Source organism: Saccharopolyspora hirsuta (assembly GCF_008630535.1).
Classification (GTDB): domain Bacteria; phylum Actinomycetota; class Actinomycetes; order Mycobacteriales; family Pseudonocardiaceae; genus Saccharopolyspora; species Saccharopolyspora hirsuta.
The window spans coordinates 320,266-340,983 of the sequence record NZ_VWPH01000010.1 but is presented as its reverse complement, the minus strand read 5'-3'; the positions used below and the strand labels follow the sequence as shown (position 1 = coordinate 340,983).

The 20,718-nt window shown below is 71.7% G+C and carries 18 protein-coding genes and 1 pseudogene; 11 read left to right on the top strand and 8 right to left on the bottom strand.

The genetic code is table 11. From position 1 onward, the window contains the following. A pseudogene (locus tag F1721_RS22940) lies at window positions 1-236 on the top strand (Fe-S oxidoreductase); the annotation flags it as partial. Between the two features lie 426 nt (window positions 237-662). Next, on the top strand, window positions 663-1,706 hold the full coding sequence (locus tag F1721_RS22935; RefSeq protein ID WP_150068800.1) for a polyprenyl synthetase family protein: 1,044 nt from the start codon (window positions 663-665) through the stop codon (window positions 1,704-1,706). Between the two features lie 101 nt (window positions 1,707-1,807). On the opposite strand, the gene F1721_RS22930 is transcribed toward F1721_RS22935, so the two are convergent. The 6 genes from F1721_RS22930 to F1721_RS22905 form a co-directional block, all read right to left on the bottom strand. Next, window positions 1,808-2,257: a VOC family protein gene (locus F1721_RS22930; RefSeq protein ID WP_150068799.1), complete on the bottom strand. Its 450-nt coding sequence runs from the start codon at window positions 2,255-2,257 to the stop codon at window positions 1,808-1,810. 27 nt (window positions 2,258-2,284) lie between these two features. Next, a complete protein-coding gene (locus tag F1721_RS22925; RefSeq protein ID WP_150068798.1) occupies window positions 2,285-3,235 on the bottom strand; it encodes a DUF5996 family protein in 951 nt (316 codons plus the stop codon). A gap of 102 nt (window positions 3,236-3,337) precedes the next feature. Beyond that, the gene (locus tag F1721_RS22920; RefSeq protein WP_150068797.1) at window positions 3,338-4,423 is read right to left on the bottom strand and encodes a glycoside hydrolase family 183 protein; all 1,086 of its coding nucleotides are present in this window, start codon (window positions 4,421-4,423) and stop codon (window positions 3,338-3,340) included. Window positions 4,424-4,517: 94 nt separating this feature from the next. Next, entirely contained in the window at window positions 4,518-5,792 is a 1,275-nt protein-coding gene (locus F1721_RS22915) for an ATP-binding protein (protein ID WP_150068796.1), read from the bottom strand. Window positions 5,793-6,205: 413 nt separating this feature from the next. Further along, complete coding sequence (fdhD, locus tag F1721_RS22910) at window positions 6,206-7,048, bottom strand: formate dehydrogenase accessory sulfurtransferase FdhD (protein WP_150068795.1); 843 nt, start codon at window positions 7,046-7,048, stop codon at window positions 6,206-6,208. A gap of 9 nt (window positions 7,049-7,057) precedes the next feature. Then, entirely contained in the window at window positions 7,058-9,346 is a 2,289-nt protein-coding gene (locus F1721_RS22905; protein ID WP_150068794.1) for an FdhF/YdeP family oxidoreductase, read from the bottom strand. Between the two features lie 626 nt (window positions 9,347-9,972). Between F1721_RS22905 and F1721_RS22900 the strand changes: the two genes are divergently transcribed. Next, the gene (locus F1721_RS22900; RefSeq protein WP_150068793.1) at window positions 9,973-11,205 is read left to right on the top strand and encodes a molybdopterin molybdotransferase MoeA; all 1,233 of its coding nucleotides are present in this window, start codon (window positions 9,973-9,975) and stop codon (window positions 11,203-11,205) included. On the opposite strand, the gene F1721_RS22895 is transcribed toward F1721_RS22900, so the two are convergent. Further along, window positions 11,206-13,491 carry an FdhF/YdeP family oxidoreductase gene (locus tag F1721_RS22895; protein ID WP_150068792.1) on the bottom strand — a complete coding sequence of 762 codons (2,286 nt, stop codon included), beginning with the start codon at window positions 13,489-13,491 and terminating at the stop codon, window positions 11,206-11,208. It abuts the gene before it with no gap. A gap of 131 nt (window positions 13,492-13,622) precedes the next feature. Here F1721_RS22895 and F1721_RS22890 point away from each other — a divergent pair, with 131 nt between their 5' ends. Beyond that, window positions 13,623-14,087 carry a GreA/GreB family elongation factor gene (locus F1721_RS22890; protein WP_150068791.1) on the top strand — a complete coding sequence of 155 codons (465 nt, stop codon included), beginning with the start codon at window positions 13,623-13,625 and terminating at the stop codon, window positions 14,085-14,087. An 8-nt stretch (window positions 14,088-14,095) separates the two neighbouring features. Continuing rightward, on the top strand, window positions 14,096-14,662 hold the full coding sequence (locus F1721_RS22885) for a DUF488 domain-containing protein (RefSeq protein ID WP_211840574.1): 567 nt from the start codon (window positions 14,096-14,098) through the stop codon (window positions 14,660-14,662). Here F1721_RS22885 and F1721_RS22880 read toward each other — a convergent pair. Further along, window positions 14,622-15,662, bottom strand: coding sequence for an FUSC family protein (locus F1721_RS22880; RefSeq protein WP_150068790.1), 1,041 nt, complete (start codon window positions 15,660-15,662; stop codon window positions 14,622-14,624). The two genes, F1721_RS22885 and F1721_RS22880, sit on opposite strands and share 41 nt — an antisense overlap. A 145-nt stretch (window positions 15,663-15,807) precedes the next feature. On the opposite strand from F1721_RS22880, the gene F1721_RS22875 reads away from it, so the two are divergent. From F1721_RS22875 to F1721_RS22850, 6 genes are all read left to right on the top strand, one after another. After that, complete coding sequence (locus tag F1721_RS22875; protein WP_246155253.1) at window positions 15,808-16,749, top strand: LysR family transcriptional regulator; 942 nt, start codon at window positions 15,808-15,810, stop codon at window positions 16,747-16,749. A gap of 168 nt (window positions 16,750-16,917) precedes the next feature. Further along, complete coding sequence (locus F1721_RS22870) at window positions 16,918-17,943, top strand: Dyp-type peroxidase (protein ID WP_150068832.1); 1,026 nt, start codon at window positions 16,918-16,920, stop codon at window positions 17,941-17,943. Continuing rightward, the gene (locus F1721_RS22865) at window positions 17,940-18,746 is read left to right on the top strand and encodes a family 1 encapsulin nanocompartment shell protein (protein WP_150068789.1); all 807 of its coding nucleotides are present in this window, start codon (window positions 17,940-17,942) and stop codon (window positions 18,744-18,746) included. The genes F1721_RS22870 and F1721_RS22865 overlap by 4 nt, the downstream gene beginning before the upstream one ends. 19 nt (window positions 18,747-18,765) lie before the next feature. Continuing rightward, window positions 18,766-18,960, top strand: coding sequence for a hypothetical protein (locus F1721_RS22860; RefSeq protein WP_150068788.1), 195 nt, complete (start codon window positions 18,766-18,768; stop codon window positions 18,958-18,960). Window positions 18,961-19,068: 108 nt separating this feature from the next. Next, window positions 19,069-19,392 (top strand): hypothetical protein, encoded by a 324-nt coding sequence (locus F1721_RS22855; protein ID WP_150068787.1) that lies wholly within the window; start codon window positions 19,069-19,071, stop codon window positions 19,390-19,392. Continuing rightward, window positions 19,385-20,704: a putative T7SS-secreted protein gene (locus F1721_RS22850; protein ID WP_150068786.1), complete on the top strand. Its 1,320-nt coding sequence runs from the start codon at window positions 19,385-19,387 to the stop codon at window positions 20,702-20,704. The genes F1721_RS22855 and F1721_RS22850 overlap by 8 nt, the downstream gene beginning before the upstream one ends. The last annotated feature ends 14 nt before the right edge of the window (window positions 20,705-20,718 follow it).

Sequence of the window (20,718 nt, the reverse complement as noted above, 5' to 3'; positions counted from 1 at the left end):
TGGAAGAACGCATCGGCAAGCGCATCAACGTCGAACGCGTCGACGAAGCACTCGGCACCGCACCGTCGAAGATCGCCACCGGCTGCCCGTTCTGCAAGGTCATGCTCTCCGACGGCCTGACCGCCCGCCAAAGCGAGAAGGTCGCCTCCGAATCCGTCGAAGTCGTCGACGTCGCCCAACTCCTGCTCACCGCCGTCAAACGCGGCGAGAACGAGAACCCCGAAGACAGCAGCTAGATCGAACGTGCCGGTGTCCGGCCTGTTGCGCAGCAACCAGAACGTCCTGCCAGCCGGGCGCTGAACGGGCGGGGCACGACCTGCGGTCGGTCCGGGGGTAGACGTGCTGGACGTTCCCGGGCCACGGGCTTCGGCCCGGTGGCGGTCCTCGCTGTGAGGCCGAGCGCGGTGGGAACTCTTCGGTCCCAAGTGGACAGAGTGGCGAGCCGGCGCTCGCGGTGAGTTCTCCGACGTTGGGTGATCCGCGGACGTCGGGAGGGCGGACCGCCGTGGTCGGCGGATTTCTGGCCGAAAGTACGAGAAGGTCCGCGCCAATCTCGGCCGATCGGTTGATCTTCGCTGACACTTCGGCCGATACGACCGGGGCCGCCGGTGATTAGCGTTGATCTGGTCCGGGGGACGAGACCAGGATTGAGGCGGATCACGATGACGTTTCCGGCCACTGCGCGCGCTGATCACGAGCTGGGGGTCAACGCGATCCGGCGCGCTCGCGAGCTCACCGAACCGGTGCTGCGCGAGCTCGTCGACCGGCTGGGCCCGTCGCTGGGCGGAATCGGCAGGTACCACTTCGGATGGTGGGCCGGGGGCTCCGGTGCGGCGGGCAAGGCCCTGCGGCCCACCTTGGCCGTGCTCGCGGCGGAGGCAGTGGGGGCCGAGGCGGTGGACGCGGTGCCCGCGGCCGCGGCCGTCGAGCTCGTGCACAACTTCAGCCTGATCCACGACGACATCATCGACAACGACGAGCTGCGGCGGGGGCAGCCCGCGGTGTGGAAGGAGTACGGGGTCCCGGCGGCGATCCTGATCGGCGACGCGCTGCACTCCGAGGCGTTCGGGGTCCTGCTGAGCAGCGGCCACCCGGGCGCGCCCGCGGCGGCGATGCGCCTGGCCACCGCGATGCGGGAGGTGGTCGTGGGGCAGGTCGACGACATCCGGTTCACCGCGCGGCCGTGGACGGGCGAGCAGGCGGTGAGCGTCGCCGAGTACCAGGCGATGGCGGAGGCCAAGACCGGTGCGCTGCTGGCCTTCTCCGCAGCTGGCGGGGCGTTGCTGGGCGGTGCCGAGGCGGCGGTCGCGGACTGCTTCGACCGACTCGGGCGCCACCTGGGCCTGGCGTTCCAGTGCACCGACGACGTGCTGGGCATCTGGGGCGACCCGGTGCGCACCGGCAAGCCGGTGTTCGGAGACCTGCGCGAGGGCAAGCGGACCCTGCCGGTCATCGCCGCGCTGGCCGCTGGGGGCGCTGCGAGCGAGCGGCTGGGGGTGCTCGTCGAACGCGGTGTCCGCACCGACTTCGAGCTGCGGTTGGCGGCGGAGCTCGTCGAGGAAGCGGGCGGCCGGGAGTTCGCCGAGCAGGAGGCGGCCCGGCATCTCGCCGAGGTCGAGGACTGCCTGACCTCGTTGGCGATGCCAGCGGAAACCCGCGGGTCCTTCGACGCCCTGGCCCAGTCGCTGATCGGGAGGAGCAGATGAGACCTTTCCCATCGCGTTCTGCGTGACCGGCGGAGGTGGAGCACGCCGCTGCGCGCCGACTGCGGACCGGCCCGACGCGGGGGAGCCGGGGCCAGCTGCGGTCACGTGCCAGCCGGTGGATCGGCGAAGATGCCCTCCAGCATCCCGGTGGCCTGCCCGATCTCGATCAGGTAGCCGTCCGGGTCGCGCAGGTAGCAGCGGATCTCGGCCTTGCGGTCGAGGGGTTCGGTGAGGAACTCGGCGCCCTTGCCGCGCGCCTCGGCGTAGAAGGCGGCGATGTCGGCGACCCGCACGTTGAGGAATGCCGAGACCACCTCGGTGGATTCCGGCGGCCGCAGCACCGTGTCGGGCTTGTCCGGGGTGGGACCGCCGCCGGGGTTCATGATGATCCAGCTGTTGGCGATCTTGACGATGCACGGGTTCTCCGCGAGCACCACCCGGCCGCCGAAGACGTCGGCGTAGAACGCCCGCGAGCGGGCCACATCGGACACGGTCAGGAAGTGGGTCAGCACCAGCCCGGACTCGGGTGCCGGTAGGTCGTCGGACGTCATCGTCGCCGCCTCCTGCGGGGTTCGCGGTCAGCCGGGTTCGTCGAGCCGGTCGGGGACCTCCAGCGCGCGGCGGTCCCACCCACCGGCTTCGGCCGCGGCCTCGTAGGTCGTCTGCAGGAACGCCAGCAATGTCCCCTCGGGATCGTCGGAGGTGCGCACGGTGGCGTACGGCAGCACGAACTCGCCGAGACCGGCGTCGTAGTTGGCGGCTTCCGGCCGCACGGGGTGCTCGGCGTAGCCGGGTGGTTCCGGGTAGGCGTAGGAGTAGAAGGTGCCTTCGCTGCTGCCGCCGGGCCAGAAGCCGCAGCTGGACAGCTCGTGCGAGTAGGCCTCGACCATGACCCAGTCACCGCAGTTCGGCGCGCCCCCGGGGTGCGGTGGGGCGGTGCGCCCGGAGAACCGGGTGCAGGCCAGGTCCATCGCGCCCCAGAAGAAGTGCACCGGGCTGACCTTGCCCAGGAACCGGGCCCGGAACCGGCTGATCACCCGGTGCGCGGCCACCAGCTGTCCCCAGAACCGCTGGGCGTGGTCCGGGTCGTAGGAGCAGTGCTCGGTGTCGTCGGCGAACGGGATGGCGCGTTCGACCTCGACCGGGCGCGGGTAGATGGGCACTTCGAGGTCGAGCTCGGCGAGCGCGGCCATGAGCTCGTGGTGGAACACGGCCACCGACTTGGGTTCCAGCGCCACCTGGCGCTGACCGCCGTCGCTGGAGCGCACCCGCAGCTGGTGGTCGACGAAGTCGAACTCCGCGTCGAACAGCCGCCCGTCGTGCGGGATCGCCGAGGTGGACAGGCCTCGCGGCGTCACGTACAGCGGCACCTGCCACCAGTGCGCGGTCATCGGGGCCTGCGCCAACCGGACCTTGCCGACGATCTGGGTCCACATGTGCAGCGTGTCCCTGGTGCCGACCCAGTCGTCGACCGGGAGGCTCGGCCAGGCCTCGGTGAGACCGGGCTCGGTTCGCCGGGTGCTGGTCATCGACGCCCCCATCCAACCCGGTCGGGACAGTTCCACGTGCTGCTGGGTTACCCAGGTCCGGGCGGTTCCCATGCACGGCCGACCAGGACGGCGAGTGCTTTCCTAACCGGTGAAGCGCCGAGCGACCTCCCGCACCGCGCGGAGGATTCCCGAGCCGCCGCGGGCATCGGCGGGCTCGTCGGCCTCGGGCGGAGGCGTCGAACCGGGCCGGGGAACGCTCCCGGCGAACTGCATGGCCCGGTACGGCCAGTTGTGCTCGGTGTTCCACTGGCTGACCACCAGGTGCAGGTCGTCCAGCGTCGAACCGGGCACGATGTAGCCGCCGTAGAGCTGGGCGACCCGGCCGCGGTCGTGGTCCTCGTGCTGCCACGAGGTGCCCTGCAGCACGGTGCCGCGCGAGGCCTCGTACAGGTTCGCCGTGGGCCCGTCGAGGTCCAGGACGTCGATGCGGTAGTTGCCCGCGTCGAAGCAGCACAGCAGCCACCGGTCCTCGACGCGGCGCAGGCAGAGCTCGCCGAACGCACCGGTGAGGGCGACCGTCGGCGGGTTCCCCCACGCCCACGCACCATCGCGGAAGCCCCACCCCTCCCACGCGCGCGGATCGCCGATCCGATCCGCCGGTACCCGCTGCAGGATGAGGCCCTTGTCCCGCTGGAAACCGGTGGAGAAGGCGTAGACGTAGCCGTCCTCGCCCAGCTCCCAGGTCAGCATCTGGAACAGCCCGCCGTGCTGGTCACCGGGCCAGCTCGCCCCGGTGCGGTGCCAGGTCTCTCCGTTGTCGGTGGAGCGGTGCACCTCCGTCCAGTGCACGTTGCCCAGCCCCTCGCAGACCATGACGTGCAGGTACATCTCGCGGCCGATGGTGATGACGTCGGTGGGGATCGTGGTGCTCACCCGCCGACCGCGGACGATCGAGTCGTGCTCGTAGTCCAGCGCCTGGTCGGCGTAGTGCGAGCGCGGCCCGATGGACCCCGTCCACCGGATCCCGGTCCGGGCGGTCGCGGCGTCCCCGAAGAGCACGACGGGGGATCGCCAGCCGGGGCCGCCCACGCCCGCCCGTTCGAAGGTGTCGCCGAACACCGACACGAGCCGCCCGTCCGGGGCGATCGCGGTGACCCCGAGATCGGTACCGCCCACCCCGAAGCAGTCGGTGATCCCGGGCCCGGTCAGATCCTTCACCTTGCGCACCGGCAGCCACACCTTCCCCGCGCCGCAGCGCCGTCGACGACCGCGTCCACCAACCGATTCTAGGGATCGCGCGGACCGCCTCCGGGCCCTGCGGCTACAGCCGCGTGCAGGCGTCGATGTCCTGCTCGAACTCGGCGATGGCCTCGGCGGTGAGCGTGGGCCGGGTGTCGGCGATCGCCTTCAGGTATTCCTCCGTCGTCGCCAGTTCCCGGTCCTCGTGCAGGACGTCGCGCTCGAAGGCGGCCTGGGCCCCTTGGCGGGCGGCGAACTCGATGTCCGCGGGGGTGAACAGCTCGGTGCGCTCGACCAGCAGGTCCAGGTCGACGTTGTCGCGGGCCGGGCCGAGGTAGCGGGACCAGATCGCGCGCCGGGCCGGTGGGTCGGGCGGCCCGACCGGGATGATGTAGTCGAACCGGCCCGGGCGCAGGAACGCCGGGTCCAGCGAGCTCACCGAGTTGGTGGCGCAGACCAGCAGGCGGTGGTCGTGCTCCCGGAACCCGGGGATCAGCTTGAGCAGCTCGTTGGTCACGCCGTGCGCCGGACCGGCCGCCGGGGTGGTGCGGGTCCCGGCGATCTCCTCGACCTCGTCGATGAACAGGACCAGGTCGTCGAGCTCCTCCAGCTCGGCGAACACCTCCCGCAGCGAGGTCGCCAGCCCGTCGGGGGAGGACGCGGCCAGCCGGGACGGGAACAGCTCCACGAACGGCCAGTTCAGCCGGGAGGCGATCGCCTTGGCGAAGCTCGTCTTGCCGGTGCCCGGCGGACCGAACAGCACGATCGCCTTCGGCGGCAGCACCCCGTGGCGCTCGGCCTGGTCGGGGTGGGAGATCGGCAGCACCACGCGGCGCTCGATGATGTCCTTCTCCCGCCGCATCCCGGCCAGCGCCGCCCACTTCCCGGGCGGCAGCAGCATGCCGCCGAGGTGCTCGAGCACGTCGAAGTCGGCGGGGTCGAGCTCCTCGACCTTCTCGAAGTAGGTCAGGTCGGTGCGCGGGCGGTAGCCGGAGTTCACCATCGCCCGGAATCCCGCGGCCCCCTCGGGCACCAGGCTGGTGATGCGGTGCACGCCGACGCCGCGCAGCTTCTTCTCCAGCTCGGCCAGCAGCGCGCTGCCGATGCCGCGGTTGCGCCACCGGGCGTCGAGCGCGAACAGCGCCAGCCAGGCCCGCTCGCCCTCCACCCGGGCGGCGGCCATGCCGACGACGTCCTGCCCCACCACCGCGACCAGGGCCGGGTGCCCGGCCCGCGCGATCGACACCACCTCGGCGGCGGAGAACACCGGCTCCCCGGTCTCCCGGCTCTGGTCCCAGATCCGGATCGCCTGGTCCAGGTCGTCGTCGTGGAAATCGCGCACCCGCCAAGCAGGCATGGCCCACCTCCCGTGTCCGGGCCCGAAAGCCGCCGTGCGGCGGAGCTCCCGCGCCAACTGGCCGGAATTCTCCGCCGGAATCGCGGGCCGCGGCAAAGAGGAGTTCCCGCACTCCCGATAACCCGCACCTATCGACGCAGGTCCACCGGTCCGCAGCGCGAAATGCCTCAGGATGCAGCACTGCGCCCAGGCGCGAGCCGTCACCTGGGGCGCGGTCGGTAGGGCTGAGCGATTCCGGGCGGAGGTTCTGACACGCCGAAGCACCTCCGCCCGCCGGTGGCCTCGACGGAGTGCGCTTGGTGGGAACCTCGCGCGGATCTGGAGGCTGACCAGGAACAACCTCGGTCCTGCGGAATGGGAGCAGAACGCAGGGGCAGCTGTTCGCTCCGCTGGAGGAGGGGCGAGGCGTCCGGTTAGGACGACACCGCGAGTTCCGTTCGCACGCGGTCGGTTCCGGTGTAGACGTTCATGGACCGGCCGCGCAGGAAGCCGATCAGCGTCAGGCCGGAATCGGCGGCGAGGTCGACCGCGAGCGAGGACGGGGCCGACACCGCCGCCAACATCGGGATGCCCGCCATCACCGCCTTCTGGACCAGCTCGAAGGATGCCCGGCCGCTGACCATCAGGACCGAGTCCCGCAGCGGCAGCCGGTTCGCGCGCAGGGCGTCGCCGATGACCTTGTCCACCGCGTTGTGCCGCCCGACGTCCTCGCGCAGGCAGGTGAGCTCGCCGTCGGCGGTGAACAGCCCGGCGGCGTGCAGCCCGCCGGTGCTGTCGAACACCCGCTGCGCCTCCCGCAACCGGTCGGGGAGAGCCGTCAGCGTCTCCAGGCCGATGCGCGGCGAGGATTCGTCAAGGGGCCAGGTCGTCTTCGTGCGCACCGCGTCCAGGCTGGCCTTGCCGCACAGCCCGCACGAGGACGTGGTGTAGAAGTTGCGCTCCAGCGAGGCCTCGGGCAGCGCCACGCCGGGGGCGAGGGCGACGTCGACGACGTTGTAGGTGTTGCTGCCGTCGGCGGTGGCGCCCGCGCAGTAGCGGATCCCGACCACGTCCTCGGCCGCGCGCACGACCCCTTCACCGACCAGGAATCCGGCCGCCAGGTCGAAGTCGTGGCCCGGGGTGCGCATGGTGATGGTCAGCGGGCGGCCGCCGACCCGGATCTCCATCGGCTCCTCTGCGGCGAGGGTGTCCGGGCGGTGCGACGGCACGCCGTCGCGGATGCGCAGCACCCGCCGCCGCGCGGTGACTCGTCCCATCGAAACTCCTCAGGCCCCGGCGGGTTCCAGCCGGACCACGATGCCCTTCGAGGTGGGGGTGTTGCTGATGTCGGCCACGCTGTCCAGCGGTACCAGCACGTTGGTCTCCGGGTAGTAGGCGGCCGCCGACCCGCGCGCCGTCGGGTAGCCGACCACCCGGAAGTTGCGCGCCCGGCGTTCCACCCCGTCGTGCCACACGCTCACCAGGTCCACCTCGGCGCGGTCGGCGAACCCGAGCTCGGCCAGGTCGTCGGGGTTGACCAGCACGACCCGGCGCGCGTTGTGGATCCCGCGGTACCGGTCGTTCGGGGCGTAGGGGATGGTGTTCCACTGGTCGTGCGAGCGCAGCGACTGCAGCACGAGGTGGCCAGGGGGAGCGGTGAGCATCTCGAAGTCGTTCTCGGTGAACATCGCTTTGCCGGTCGCGGTGCGGAAGACGCCGCTGTTCACCGGGTTCGGCAGCACGAAGCCGCCCGGTTCGGCCACCCGCGCGTTGAAGTCCTCGAAGCCCGGCACCACGCGCGAGATCCGGTCCCGGATCGTGCTGTAGTCCGCTTCGAACTCCTCCCACGGGATGTCGGGCTCGGCACCCAGCGTCCGCCGCGCGAGGCGGCTGATGATGGCGACCTCGCTGAGCAGCGCGTCCGAGGCGGGGTCGAGGCGACCTCGGGAGGCGTGCACGGCGCTCATCGAGTCCTCGACGGTGATGAACTGCTCGCCGGTGGCCTGCACGTCCCGGTCGCTGCGGCCGAGCGTGGGCAGGATCAGGGCGGTCTCGCCGCAGACGGTGTGGGAGCGGTTGAGCTTGGTCGAGATGTGCGCGGTGAGCCGGCAGCGGCGCATCGCGCGCTCGGTGAGGTCGCTGTCCGGTGCGGCCCGCACGAAGTTCCCGGCCACGCCGAGGAAGAACTTCGCGCGGCCGTCGAGCATGGCGCGGATGGAGTCCACCGAGTCCCAGCCGTGCTTGCTCGGCGGGGTGAAGCCGAACTCGCGCTCCAGCGCGTCCAGGAAGGACTGCGGCATCCGCTCCCAGACGCCCATCGTGCGGTCGCCCTGCACGTTGCTGTGCCCGCGCACCGGGCACGCGCCCGCACCGGGCTTGCCGAAGTTCCCGCGCAGCAGCAGGAAGTTGATGACCTCGCGGATGGTGGGCACGCCGTGCTTCTGCTGCGTCAGGCCCATCGCCCAGCAGACGACGACGCTCCTGCTGGCCAGCACCCGGTCGCGGACCTGCTCGATCTCCTCGCGGGTCAGCCCGGTCGCGTCGCGGACCTGGTCCCAGGACAGCTCGCGGGCGCGCTCGGCGAACTCCGCGAACCCGCTGGTGTTGGCCTGGATGTAGGTGTGGTCGAGCACGGTGCCGGGCGCGGTGTCCTCGGCCTCCAGCAGCAAGAGGTTCAGCGCCTTGAACAGCGCGAGGTCGCCGCCGGGCCGGATCTGCAGGAACTGGTCGGCGATGGCGGTGCCGCGGCCGAGGACGCCGCGGACCTTCTGCGGGTTCTTGAACCGGAACAGCCCGGCCTCCGGCAGCGGGTTCACGGCCACCACCTGGCCGCCGTTGCGCTTGGTCTCCTCGAGCGCGGACAGCATCCGCGGGTGGTTGGTGCCGGGGTTCTGCCCGACGACGAAGACCAGGTCGGCCTGGTGGATGTCGTCGAGGCTCACGGTGCCCTTGCCGACCCCCAGCGTCTCCAGCATCGCCGAACCGCTGGACTCGTGGCACATGTTGCTGCAGTCGGGCAGGTTGTTGGTGCCGAAGGCCCGCGCGAACAGCTGGAGCAGGAAAGCGGCCTCGTTGTTGAGCCGCCCCGAGGTGTAGAACAGGGCTTCGTCCGGGGAGTCAAGCGCCTTGAGCTCGGTGGCGAGCAAGTTGAGCGCGGCGTCCCAGCTGATCGGCTCGTAGTGGTCCGACCCCGGCCGCTTGACCACCGGCTCGGTGAGCCGCCCCTGGTGGTTGAGCCACTGGTCGGACTTGTCGGCGAGCTCGGAGATGGGGTGCTCGCGGAAGAACTCGGCGGTGACCCGCCTAGTGGTGGCCTCGTCGTTGATGTGCTTGGCGCCGTTCTCGCAGTACTCGTTGAGGTGCCGCTGCTTGGGCCCGGGCTCGGGCCAAGCGCACCCGGGGCAGTCGATCCCCTTGGCCTGGTTGACGTTCAACAGCGTCAACGCGGTCCGACGAGGAGAGGTCTGCCCCAGGGAGTACTCCAGCGCATGAGCCACGGCGGGCACACCAGCAGCCCAGGTCTTGGGAGCGCTGACCGAAAGAGCCTCCCCGCCGAAACCGTCCTTCTCGCTCATACCGCGCACCCCTCGTCCACGCACCGGCCCCCAGCTCGGAGACCACCACAACCACCAAAAACCCACGACCAGCAGAAGTCAAAGAACCACTCCCGATCACCCGATAAACACCACCTATCAACCCAAGACCCAGAAACCCGAACAAAACCAGAAGTGCCCCAAATCACAACGAAAACCCAACCCCGAACGAGAGAAAGCGCTGGCCCACCCCCCACGATCCCGGCCGCCCGGCCACATCCCACCCTCCACGAGCCCAGCCGCCTGGTCACATCCCCCACCGCGATCACGGCCGTCGGAGAGGTGGTGACGATTGCAATTTCGATTGAAATTGCCACGTCGCCACCGCAGGCTCCGTCGAGAACGACGCAATTTCGATTGAAATTGCAACACGCCCACGCCGACCACCCACCGCTTTGAACCCAAACCCAGCCCCGCGCCCAAACGGCACTTATCCTCGCCAACTCCACCCGGCTATGACCACAAATCCCCAAGCCCTTGAAAAGCCCCACCTATCACCCGGTAGGAACCACCGCTTGACCAGCCGCCCGAACCGGGCGAATCTGGATCTGTCGAGCCACGCCAACCGGTCCATTGTGGACTCCCCCCCCCCGAGCCCGAGGAACCCGATGCACCCGGCAACCCTCACCACCGGCACCCCGCCCGAGGTGGATCCGCCGGTGCCGACCTGGCCGCAGGCCCGAGAGATCGCCCGCACAGCCCCACCCCACCCACTCCCCGCGGTCACACGCCCCCTCTCCGACGCCCTCGGCCACGTCCTGGCCGAACCCCTGACGGCTCGCACCGACCTCCCGGCCTTCGACACGTCCGCAATGGACGGTTGGGCGGTCGCAGGCCCGGGCCCGTGGCAGCTCCGCGACGACCGGGTGCTCGCAGGCGGCCAGGCCGAACCGCTCGCACCGGGCACCGCGCTGGGCATCGCCACCGGCGCCCAGCTACCACCCGGCGCGACAGCCGTGCTGCGCCGGGAACACGGCCAGGTCGACCCGTCGGGCGGCATCCTCTTCGACCGCGCACCGACCCCGGTGGCACCGGGCCGGGATGTCCGGCCGCGCGGCCAGGAATGCCACGAGGGACAACCGCTGCTCCCGACCGGCACGACGGTCACGCCCGCGGTGCTGGGCCTGGCCGCGGCAGCCGGGCACGACCGGCTCGCGGTGCACCGGCGCCCGACTGTGGAGCTGCTGGTTCTCGGCGACGAGCTTCTCGATTCCGGGCCACCCCGCGGCGGCCGGGTCCGCGACGCCCTGACCCCGCTGCTGACGCCGTGGCTGCGATGCGACGGCGAGCTGATCGGCAGCCGCCGCATCGCCGACGACTTCGGCCTGCTGCGCGCCGCGACCAGCGATTCCCCGGCCGACGTCGTGATCACCACCGGCGGCACCGCCGCCGGTCCGGTCGACTTCCTGCACCGGGCGCTGGCCGACCTCGACGCCCGGCTGCTGGTCGACTCGGTGGCGGTCCGCCCCGGCCACCCCATGCTGCTCGCCGAGCTCCCGCCCGCGGACGGCCGCCGCCGCTGGCTCGCCGGACTGCCGGGCAACCCGCTGGCCGCGGTGGCCGGAACCGCGACGCTGGTCCACCCGCTGCTGAGCAGCCTCAACGGCAGCGCGGGGATCGTGCCGCACCGGGCCGCCGCTGCCGCGGACCTGCCGGGGCACCCGCGCAGCACCAGGCTGCTGCCGGTGGTGCTCCGCGAGAACACCGCGACCGCGCTGCCCTTCGACGGTCCCGCGATGCTGTGCGGTCTGGCGCTCTCCGACGGCCTCGCCGCGGTCCCGCCCGGCGGCGTTCCCGCCGGTTCGACCGTCGAGGTCCTCGAAGCGCCGCGCCCCTGGTAGTCAGGCCGACCGCTCGACGGTGACCTTGACGTGCTTCATCAGCGGCTGGTCGCTCTGCGTGCTGTAGTCGCCGATGGCGCACAGGACGTTCATCTCGGGCATGTACCCGGCGGCGCAGCCGCGCGGGATGTCGTAGGGCACGGCCAGGTACCCGTGCAGTGCGCGGGTGCTGCCGTCCCGGGCCGTGCTGGTGATGTCGACGCGGTCGAACTTCGCGATGCCCCGGGCGCGCATGTCCTCGGCGTTCATGAAGATCAGCGTGCGCAGGTTCTTGATGCCGCGGTAGCGGTCGTCGTCGGAGTAGATCGTGGTGTTCCACTGGTCGTGCGAGCGCATCGTGCCCAGCGTCAGCACCCCGTCGGTAGGGACGACGTCGGGCAGCGCGGCGGTGGAGAACTCCGCCCGCCCGGACGGGGTGTGGAAGACCAGCTCGCGGGCGGGCTGCCGGATGCGGAACCCCAGCGGCAGGCGCACCCGCCGGTTGAAGTCCTCGAACCCGTCGAGGACCTGCGCCATGGTGTCGCGGATCCGGTCGTAGTCGGCGACGTGGTGCTCCCACGGGGTCGGGCTGTCCGGCAGCGCGGCCTTGGCGAGCCCGGCGATGATGGCCGGTTCCGAGCGCAGGTGCGGTGAGGCCGGGCGCTTCATGCCGCGCGAGAGGTGGACCATGCTCATCGAGTCCTCCACCGAGGTGACCTGCAGCCCGCTGCGCTGGTGGTCCTTCTCGGTGCGCCCCAGGCACGGCAGGATCAGCGCCTGGCGGCCGTGCACGAGGTGGCTGCGGTTGAGCTTGGTGCTGACCTGCACGGTCAGCTCGCACTTGCGCAGCGCGGCGAAGGTGTGGGGCGTGTCCGGCGCGGCGAGGGCGAAGTTGCCGCCCATGCCGACGAACACCTTCACCTCGCCCCGGTGCATCGCCTCGATGGTGCCGATCGTGTCCAGCCCGTGAGCGCGGGGCGGATCGATCCCGCAGACCTCGGCGAGCCGGTCCAGGAACGCCTCGGCCGGGCGGTGATCGATGCCGCAGGTCCGGTTGCCCTGCACGTTGCTGTGCCCGCGCACCGGCGACGGCCCGGCGCCCTCGCGGCCCAGGTTCCCGCGCAGCAGCAACAGGTTGACGATCTCGCGGACGGTGTCGACGCCGTGCTCGTGCTGGGTGATGCCCAGGCACCAGCTGAAGATGCTCCGGTCGGCTTCGCAGTAGATGCGGGCGGCCGCGGTGATCACCGCGCGGTCGACGCCGGACTGGCGCTCGATCTCCGCCCACGGGGTGGCCTCGACCAGGGCGCGGTACTCGTCGAACCCGGCGGTGTGGCGCTCGACGAACTCGGCGTCGACGGCCTTCGGGTCGGTGCGCGCCTCCTCCAGCACGGCCTTGGCCATGCCGCGGATCAGCGCCATGTCCCCGCCGATGCGCGGCTGGACGTTCAGGGTGCTGGTGCGGGTCGACTGGAACGTGGCCATCCGGGCGAAGTCGTGCGGGATGATGGTGCGCGTGGCGGCGGCCTCCACCAGCGGGTTGATGTGCACGATCTGCGCGCCCCGGCGGTAGGCCTCGGCCAGCGAGGTGAGCATCCTGGGCGCGTTGGACGCGGCGTTGACGCCGAGGATGAACAGGGCGTCGGTCATCTCCCAGTCCTTGAGGTCGACCGTGCCCTTCCCGGTGCCCAGCGAGGCCTGCAGGGCGCGGCCGCTGGCCTCGTGGCACATGTTCGAGCAGTCCGGCAGGTTGTTCGTGCCTAGCTCGCGGGCCATCAGCTGGTACAGGAAGGTCGCCTCGTTGCCCAGCCGCCCGGAGGTGTAGAACGACGCCTGGTCGGGGCTGTCGAGCTCGGCCACGACCCGGCCGAAGAGGGCGAAGGCCTCCTCCCAGGAGATCGGGACGTAGTGGTCGGTGTCCGGGTCGTAGCGCATCGGCTCGGTCAACCGGCCCTGGTCCTCGAGCTGGAAGTCGCTCCAGCCGGACAGCTCCGCGACGGTGTGCGCGGCGAAGAAATCCCGGTCGACCCGCTTGCGGGTCATCTCCCAGGTGACGTGCTTGATGCCGTTCTCGCAGATGTCCAGGTGCAGGCCCTTGGTGTCGTCGGGCCAGGCGCACCCGGGGCAGTCGAAGCCGCCGTTCTCGTGGTTCATCCGCATGATCGCCCGCGGACCGTCCACCAGCTCGCGCTCGCGGACCAGGAACTCGGTCACGCTCCTGGCGGCGCCCCACCCGGCGGCCGGGTGGTGGTAGGGCCGGAACTCCGGCGACCGGCCGTCGCCCTGGTGCCCGCTGGTCTCGTCCATGCCACGCTCCTGCCGTGCTCGCCCGACCACCGCATCGCACCACCGCGGCCGCACGGGGGCAAACCGGCCCGGCCTGCGGTCGGGGGCGTCTTCCGCGCACGATGGCGGGGAACCTTCGAGGAGGAGCGGACATGACCGAGAACCGGACCCGCGGTCGGCTGGAGGCGGAGCTGGCGGCGCTGCGGGAACGCCGCCGCGCGCTGGTCGCCCCGATGCGCGAGCAGGAGAGCGACGTCGGGGACCGCGCCGACGAGGCCGACGCGCTGGAGGAGGGCGACGACCTGGCCGCGGTCGACGAGCGCATCCGGGAGGTGACCGGCCTGCTCGCCGGTGGGCCGGAGGCGGTCCCGGGACGCGTGCCGGACGGCACCACGGCCACCCTGCGGTTCGACGACGGCACCGAGCGGACGGTTCGCGCGGTGGCGATCACCGAGGAGATCCCCGCCGGTCAGCAGGACGAAACCGTCACCACCGACAGCCCGCTGGGACTGGCGCTGGCCGGGCACCGCGCCGGTGACACCATCAGCTATTCGACGCCGGGCGGCGAGGTGCGCGCCCGCATCATCGCCCTGGAAACCCCGGATAACCGGTCCTGAAGTCCGAAGTGGACGAACGAGCGGAGCCGCTGCGGGTGCTGACGTTCGGGCACGGAACCGCCGATGCGGGCACCACGACCGAGCTGCTGCGCGGTGCGGGCATCCGCCAGCTGGTCGACGTGCGCACCGCGCCCGGCAGTCGGCGCAACCCCGACGCCGCCCGCGCGGCGATGTCGCAGTGGTTGCCCGCGGCTGGCATCGGCTACCGCTGGGAGTCGAGGCTCGGCGGGTGGCGCCGGGCGCACCCGGACGGCCCCGACACCGCGCTGCGCAACCGGTCGTTCCGCGGCTACGCCGAGCACATGCGCACCGCCGGGTTCCGGGCCGCCGTCGACGACCTGCTCGCCGACGCGGCCACCGAGCTGAACGCGGTGATGTGCGCCGAATCGCTGTGGTGGCGCTGCCACCGCAAGATGATCGCCGACTTCCTGGTCCTGGTCCGCGGGGTGGACGTCGGCCACCTGATGCACGACGGGAAGGTGCGGCCGCACCGCCCCAGCCCCGAGGCGCGCGTGGTCCCGGGCTGGGGTGTGCTCATCTACGACGCAGGTCAGCCGCCGCTCGACGCCGGATGACGATGGCCGCCGCGATCCCGGCGGCGACGCCGATCAGCGTGTCGATCGCGCGGTCCCGGAGCAGCGCCAGCGGTTCGGCGGGCGCGGCCAGCGCGGTCATCAGCATGATCAGCGGGGTGAAGAACCCGAGCGCCAGCCCGTAGTGGCGGGCCATGAACAGCTCGGTCGGGAACAGCAGGGCCACCACGATGACGGCCAGCGCGGTGTCGGGCAGCTGGGGGAGCAGCAGCGCGGCGGTGACCGCGAGCCCGGCGAAGGTGCCCAGCACGCGGTGGATCCCGCGGTGCACGACGCCGTGGATCCCGGGAGCGGTCCGGTGGCGAATCCCGATGGCCGCCAGCGGGACCGCGGCGGAAGCCATGGCCCAGTTGGCGTGCTCGACGCCGAGGAGCAGCCCGCCCGCGCCAGCGGCGGAGACGGCCACCGCGTAGCGGGCGGCGTGCACCAGCGCACCCGGCCCGCGCTCCACCTCCCGCCGCCCGGACCGCTCGCGGGACCGGAGCGCGCTGGCGCAGCTGACGAGCAGGCAGAACAGCACGGTCGCGGCGCAGATCGAGACCGCGGCCCAGGGGGCGACCCGGCCAGCGGGAACGGTTGCGGTGGCGCCCAGCGCGAAGATGCCGAAGAACGGACCGGCAGGCCGCAGCCCCAGCCGGTCCGACAGCAGCGACCACGCCGAAGCGCACCCGACCTCGGTCGCCACCAGCACCCACGGAGCAGCGTGCGCGCTGGCCAGCAGAACACCCGCGCCCACGCCGCTGACCAGCACCGCGCCCGCCTGCGCCTGGTGCACGATGCGGAGCCGGTCGGATTCGGCCCGGCCGTACATCCCGGCGAAGGAGCCGAAGACCGCGTAGATGATCAGGTCGGGCCGCCCGGCGACCAGCAGGGCGAGCCCGGGGACGAACAACCCCGCGGCGACCCGGCACGCGTGCCGGTGGTCGTTCTCGGCGGGGCCGAGGCGGACGAGCGGCCGGACCTGAGTCCGCAGCGAGCGCACGCCGAACCCCTCCGATCCTGTTACCGCAGGTCAGTCTGTCCGAAGTCGCTCGGCCGCGTCCAAGTCCGAACGTCGAGGGCCCGATAGGTCGCGGTTATCAGCCGAGTTCAACCGCCGCGCCGCGGCCGGGCGGGCGGAGTGCGGCGTGGTCGAATGGGGCATGCTCTTCCGCCAGCTCGAGTACTTCGTGGCGCTCGCTCGCGAGCGCCACTTCGCCCGCGCCGCAGCCGCCTGCTACGTGTCCCAGCCGGCGCTGTCCGAAGCCATCCGCAAGCTGGAGCAGGAGCTGAAGGTGCCGCTGGTGCGGCGCGGCCGCAGCTTCGAAGGGCTCACCCCGGAGGGCGAGCGGCTGGTGCTGTGGGCGCGGCGCATCCTGGCCGACCACGACGCCCTCAAGCAGGAGGTCACGGCCCTGCAGACCGGTCTCACCGGCGACCTGCGGATGGGCGTGATCCCGGCCGCGGCGAGCACCGTCGCGCTGCTCACCGACCCGTTCTGCGCCGAGCACCCGCTGGTGCGCGTGCAGCTGGAGACCAGCCTGCGGTCCTCGGAGATCGTCGAGCGCATCCACCGCTTCGAGCTGGACGCCGGGATGATCTACCCGCACGGGCTGAACACCGCCGACCTCGTGGTCACCCCGCTCTACGAGGAGCAGCACGTGCTCATCGCCAGCGGCGAGCTGCTCACCGGCCAGGCCGACACCATCAGCTGGTCGGACGCGCTGGAGCTGCCGATGTGCCTGCTCATCGAGGGGATGCGCGGGCGCCAGCTGATCGACGAGGCGCTGGCCACCCACGACCTCGCGGTGGTCCCGCGGCTCGAAGCGGACTCCGTGGTGGCGCTGCTCGCGCACGTCGGCACCGGGCGGTGGGCCAGCATCGTGCCGCACACCTGGATCCGGACCCTGCGGCCACCGGCCGGTGCGCGCGTGCTGCAGCTGCGCGACCCGTCGGTGACCGCCGAGATCGCCCTGGTCACCAGCGCGGTGGAGCCCGGATCGGTGCTGACCAGGGCCTTGGTGCAGGTAGCGCGGGAGGTTCGCGCGGCCGGTGCGCTCGACGTCGGCCCGCCCACCGCGACCAGCTGACATCGGCTCGGCCTATCGCGCGGTCGGAAGCACGTCTTGGACGGTGCGCGGGAGGACGGAGCACCATCGACGCCGGGGCGCGTGATGTTGCCGACCGGCAAGGGCTCCTGCATGCTTCCCGCGAAGCACCGCAGGACGCGGTGACGTTCTGGAGGGACCGGCGTGGCGATGACGAGTGCGGACCCGTCCGACGAGCCGCCGGAGCCGCAACCGGTGCTGACCCCGCTGACGGGCTCGGCGATCTTCCTGGTGCTGACGATCAACGGCGGCGGCGAAGCGGCGGTGCGGGACCTGCTCGGCGACCTGGCCGGGCTGCAGCGGGCGGTGGGCTTCCGCTACCCGGAGGGCGGCCTGGCCTGCGTGGCGGGCATCGGATCGGCGGCCTGGGACCGGTTGTACGCCGGGCCCCGCCCGGCCGGGCTGCACGTGCTGCCGGAGTACGCCGGACCCCGCCACCGGGCGGTGTCCACCCCGGGCGACGTCCTGCTGCACATCCGCGCCCGGCAGATGTTCCTGTGCTTCGAGCTGGCCGCGCAGGTGCTGACCCGGCTGGGCGGCGCGGTCTCGGTGGTCGACGAGGTGCACGGCTTCAAGTACTGGGACCAGCGGGACCTGCTCGGATTCGTCGACGGCACGGAGAACCCCAGCGGCGCCGCGGCCCGCACGGCGGTGACCGTCACCGCGGAGCAGGACGCGCCGTTCGAGGGCGCCAGCTACGTGGTCGTGCAGAAGTACTTGCACGACACGGCTTCCTGGAACGCGCTGCCGGTCGAGGAGCAGGAGCGGGTGATCGGGCGGACGAAGCTCGACGACATCGAGCTGGACGACGCGGTCAAACCGGCCGATTCGCACGTCGCGCTCAACACGATCGTCGACCCGGACGGCACTGAGCGGCAGATCGTGCGCGACAACATGCCGTTCGGCCGCGTCGGCGACGGCGAGTTCGGCACCTACTTCATCGGCTACGCCGCCGACCCGGCGGTGATCGAGCTGATGCTGGAGCGGATGTTCCTCGGCACCGCCGAGGCCAGCCACGACCGGATCCTGGACTTCTCGACCGCGGTCACCGGATCGCTGTTCGTGGTGCCCACCGCGGACTTCCTGGACGACCAGCCACCGCCGCCGGAACCGGGCCGCGCGCGGGAGGTCGACGCGTCGTTGCGGATCGGCAGCCTGAAGGGACGACAGCCATGAACAACCTGCACCGCGAGCTGGCCCCGATCTCGGCGGCGGCCTGGCAGGACCTGGAGGACCAGGTCCGCGACGCGTTCGCGCTCAACGCGGGTGCCCGCCGGGTCGTGGACGTGCCGGAGCCGAAGGGCCCCGAGCTGGCGGCGGTGGGCACCGGGCACCTCGGCGAGCCCAGCACCGCGGCGGCGGGCGTGCAGGTGCGGGTGCGCCTGGCCCGACCGGTCGTCGAACTGCGGATGCCCTTCCGGGTCTCGCGGGAGGCGGTCGACTCGGTGGAGCGCGGTGCCCGCGACCCCGACTGGGCGCCCGCGGTCGCCGCCGCCCAGCAGATGGCGATGGCTGAGGACAGCGCCGTCTTCGACGGCCTGGCGTCCGCGCGCACCGAAGGTCTGCGCAGCGGTTCGTCCCACGAGGCCGTCGCCCTGCCCTCGGACGTCCCGGCGATCCCGGAAGCGGTGGCGCAGGCGCGCACCGCGCTGCGCTCGTCGGGCGTCGGCGGTCCCTGCGCGCTGCTTTTGAGCACGGCTGTGCACACCGCGGTCAGCGGCTCGGTGCTCGGCGGGCGGCTCGCGATCGAGGAGCTGTCGCGGGTGGTGGGCGGCGACGTCGTGTGGTCACCGGCCCTGGACGGCGGCCTGCTGGTGTCCGCCCGCGGCGGCGACGCCGAACTGGTCCTGGGCCGTGACCTGTCGATCGGCTACCTGGGCCACGACGCGACGACGATCGAGCTCTACCTGGAGGAGACCTTCGCCTTCCAGCTGAACACCCCCGAGGCCGCCGTCGAGCTGACCCCCGAGGCGAGCTGACCGCGGAGAGGAGCGCACCGTGACCGAGGACCCGAACCCGGACCAGGGCTGGTACTTCAACCTGCGCACGCACCAGGTCGAACACCACGACCGGGGCCGCGCGAGCGACCTCCTCGGCCCTTACCCGGACGAGCAGACGGCCCGCCGAGCCCTGGAGATCGCGGCCGAGAGAACCCGCCAAGCCGACGCCGAAGACGCGGAGTTCGACGACTAGCCCCGCAGGCTGGGCCGAACGGGTGAACGTGTCTGGTTCCGCCTCCCGGAGAACGCGCATTTCGTAACGTCCTGCGCTGGAAGTCGTTCAGCCGGGGGAGGACAGCAGGTGGCCGCGGACGGGTTCTCCGTCGACATCGATGCGCTCAAGGATGCCGGACTGGGGTTGGCCGATCTGCTGGCCATGATGGACGAGGTGCGGGTCGAGGACATCGACTGCGCGCCCGCCGCTCTGGGCAGCGCGACGTTGTCCGAGGCCTACGCATCGTTCACCGAGCGGTGGCAGCGCGGGCTCGGCTTCCTGGCCGAGGACGGCGGCGAGCTGTCCCGGCGCCTGATCGACACCGCTGGCAACTACCTCGAAGTGGACCAGCAGGCGGAGCGCGACCTGCAGGCGATCCTCGACGAGTTCGACGGCGCCCGGGATGTCTGATCTCGGTGCGACGAGCGATCCGAAAGCACTGGTCCCCGGCGACGCAGACCTGATCCGCTCCTCCCGCGAGCACCTGCTCACCTACGGCCGAACCCTGGTGGAGATCGGGGAAGGCCTGCAGGACCTGGACACCGGGGGCTGGACCGGGGAGGCCGCCGACCGGTTCCACGAGTACTTCGACGGCGAACCGACCCGCTGGATCGCCAGCGGCGACGCGTTCACCGCCGCTGCGGAAGCCATCGGCGAGCACGCCGACCACCTGCTTGCGGCGCAGGCCGAGGCCGCGGAAGCCGTTCGCCTGTGGGAGCAGGGCGAGGCCGCCACCGAGCGGGCGGAGCAACAGCACCGGCAGGCGGTGCAAGCCGCCGCGGGCGGTGTTTCTGCCGCACCGTTCAGCGATCCCGGGGAGCCGTTGCGTGCGCAGGCGACCGCGAAGCTGCAGGCGGCGCGCGCCGACGTGGACGCGAGTGCGAATCGGACGGCTGCTGCGCTGATCCGGGCGCAGCAACCCGCGCCGGAGGAACCGTCGCTGCTGGAGCGCATCGGGGAGGCGCTGGGCGATCTGGGCGAGACCATCGCCGACATCCCGGGAAACCTCGCCCACGGGGCCCTGAACGAGGTCGCCGACGGAGTCCAGGCGGCCGGTGCGGTCGGAGGTCTGGCCGTCGAAGGAGTCGGTCAGCTCAGCGGGCTGGTCAACGACGTCGGCGGTGACGTCCTGGGCGGCGCGGTGAGCGGTGTCGGCAGCCTCCTCGGCAACGAGACCATCGAAACCGCCGGGCACGTGATCAACGCGATGGGGGACCGCCGCGCCGAGGAGATCATCACGAGCACCCGCGAGCTCGGTCGGCAGATCGCCGAAGACGGCCGTGCGAGCGCGGAAGATCTGCGCGCGAAGGCCGACGAGATCGCCCTCGCCATGGGAGCGGAACCCGAGGAGGCCGACCTCCCCCAGTACGTCATCGTCGACGAGGGCCGCTACCCCGAATCGGCCCTGCACATCGAAGAGGCGCAGAGCGGGCAGATCTGGAACGGGCGCACTTGGGATGAGCAACCTCCGAAGCCGTCCGAGCTCACGATCGAGCGGGCAGGCGCCGACTTCAACCGCAAGGAAGCGCTTCACGGAATTCCTGGTCGCGGAGCCGAGAATCTCGACCGGGACGAATACCCACCAGCAATGTTCGCGGAGGGCGGAGAGGGCGCCAGCGTCAAGTACATCTCCGCCAGTGACAACCGAGGAGCAGGAGCCTCCATGAAGAATCAGGTGAGAGACTTGGAGAACGGTGACAGGGTCAAGATCGTGGTCGACTAGGAATTGAGGTTCTC

Coding starts and splice junctions, on each gene's coding strand:
- fdhD (WP_150068795.1), bottom strand. CDS start 7,048: ATGGGACGAGTCACCGCGCGGCGGCGGGTGCTGCGCATCCGCGACGGC.
- F1721_RS22850 (WP_150068786.1), top strand. CDS start 19,385: ATGTCTGATCTCGGTGCGACGAGCGATCCGAAAGCACTGGTCCCCGGC.
- F1721_RS22890 (WP_150068791.1), top strand. CDS start 13,623: ATGACCGAGAACCGGACCCGCGGTCGGCTGGAGGCGGAGCTGGCGGCG.
- F1721_RS22915 (WP_150068796.1), bottom strand. CDS start 5,792: ATGCCTGCTTGGCGGGTGCGCGATTTCCACGACGACGACCTGGACCAG.
- F1721_RS22935 (WP_150068800.1), top strand. CDS start 663: ATGACGTTTCCGGCCACTGCGCGCGCTGATCACGAGCTGGGGGTCAAC.
- F1721_RS22895 (WP_150068792.1), bottom strand. CDS start 13,491: ATGGACGAGACCAGCGGGCACCAGGGCGACGGCCGGTCGCCGGAGTTC.
- F1721_RS22925 (WP_150068798.1), bottom strand. CDS start 3,235: ATGACCAGCACCCGGCGAACCGAGCCCGGTCTCACCGAGGCCTGGCCG.
- F1721_RS22900 (WP_150068793.1), top strand. CDS start 9,973: ATGCACCCGGCAACCCTCACCACCGGCACCCCGCCCGAGGTGGATCCG.
- F1721_RS22870 (WP_150068832.1), top strand. CDS start 16,918: ATGACGAGTGCGGACCCGTCCGACGAGCCGCCGGAGCCGCAACCGGTG.
- F1721_RS22930 (WP_150068799.1), bottom strand. CDS start 2,257: ATGACGTCCGACGACCTACCGGCACCCGAGTCCGGGCTGGTGCTGACC.
- F1721_RS22905 (WP_150068794.1), bottom strand. CDS start 9,346: ATGAGCGAGAAGGACGGTTTCGGCGGGGAGGCTCTTTCGGTCAGCGCT.
- F1721_RS22865 (WP_150068789.1), top strand. CDS start 17,940: ATGAACAACCTGCACCGCGAGCTGGCCCCGATCTCGGCGGCGGCCTGG.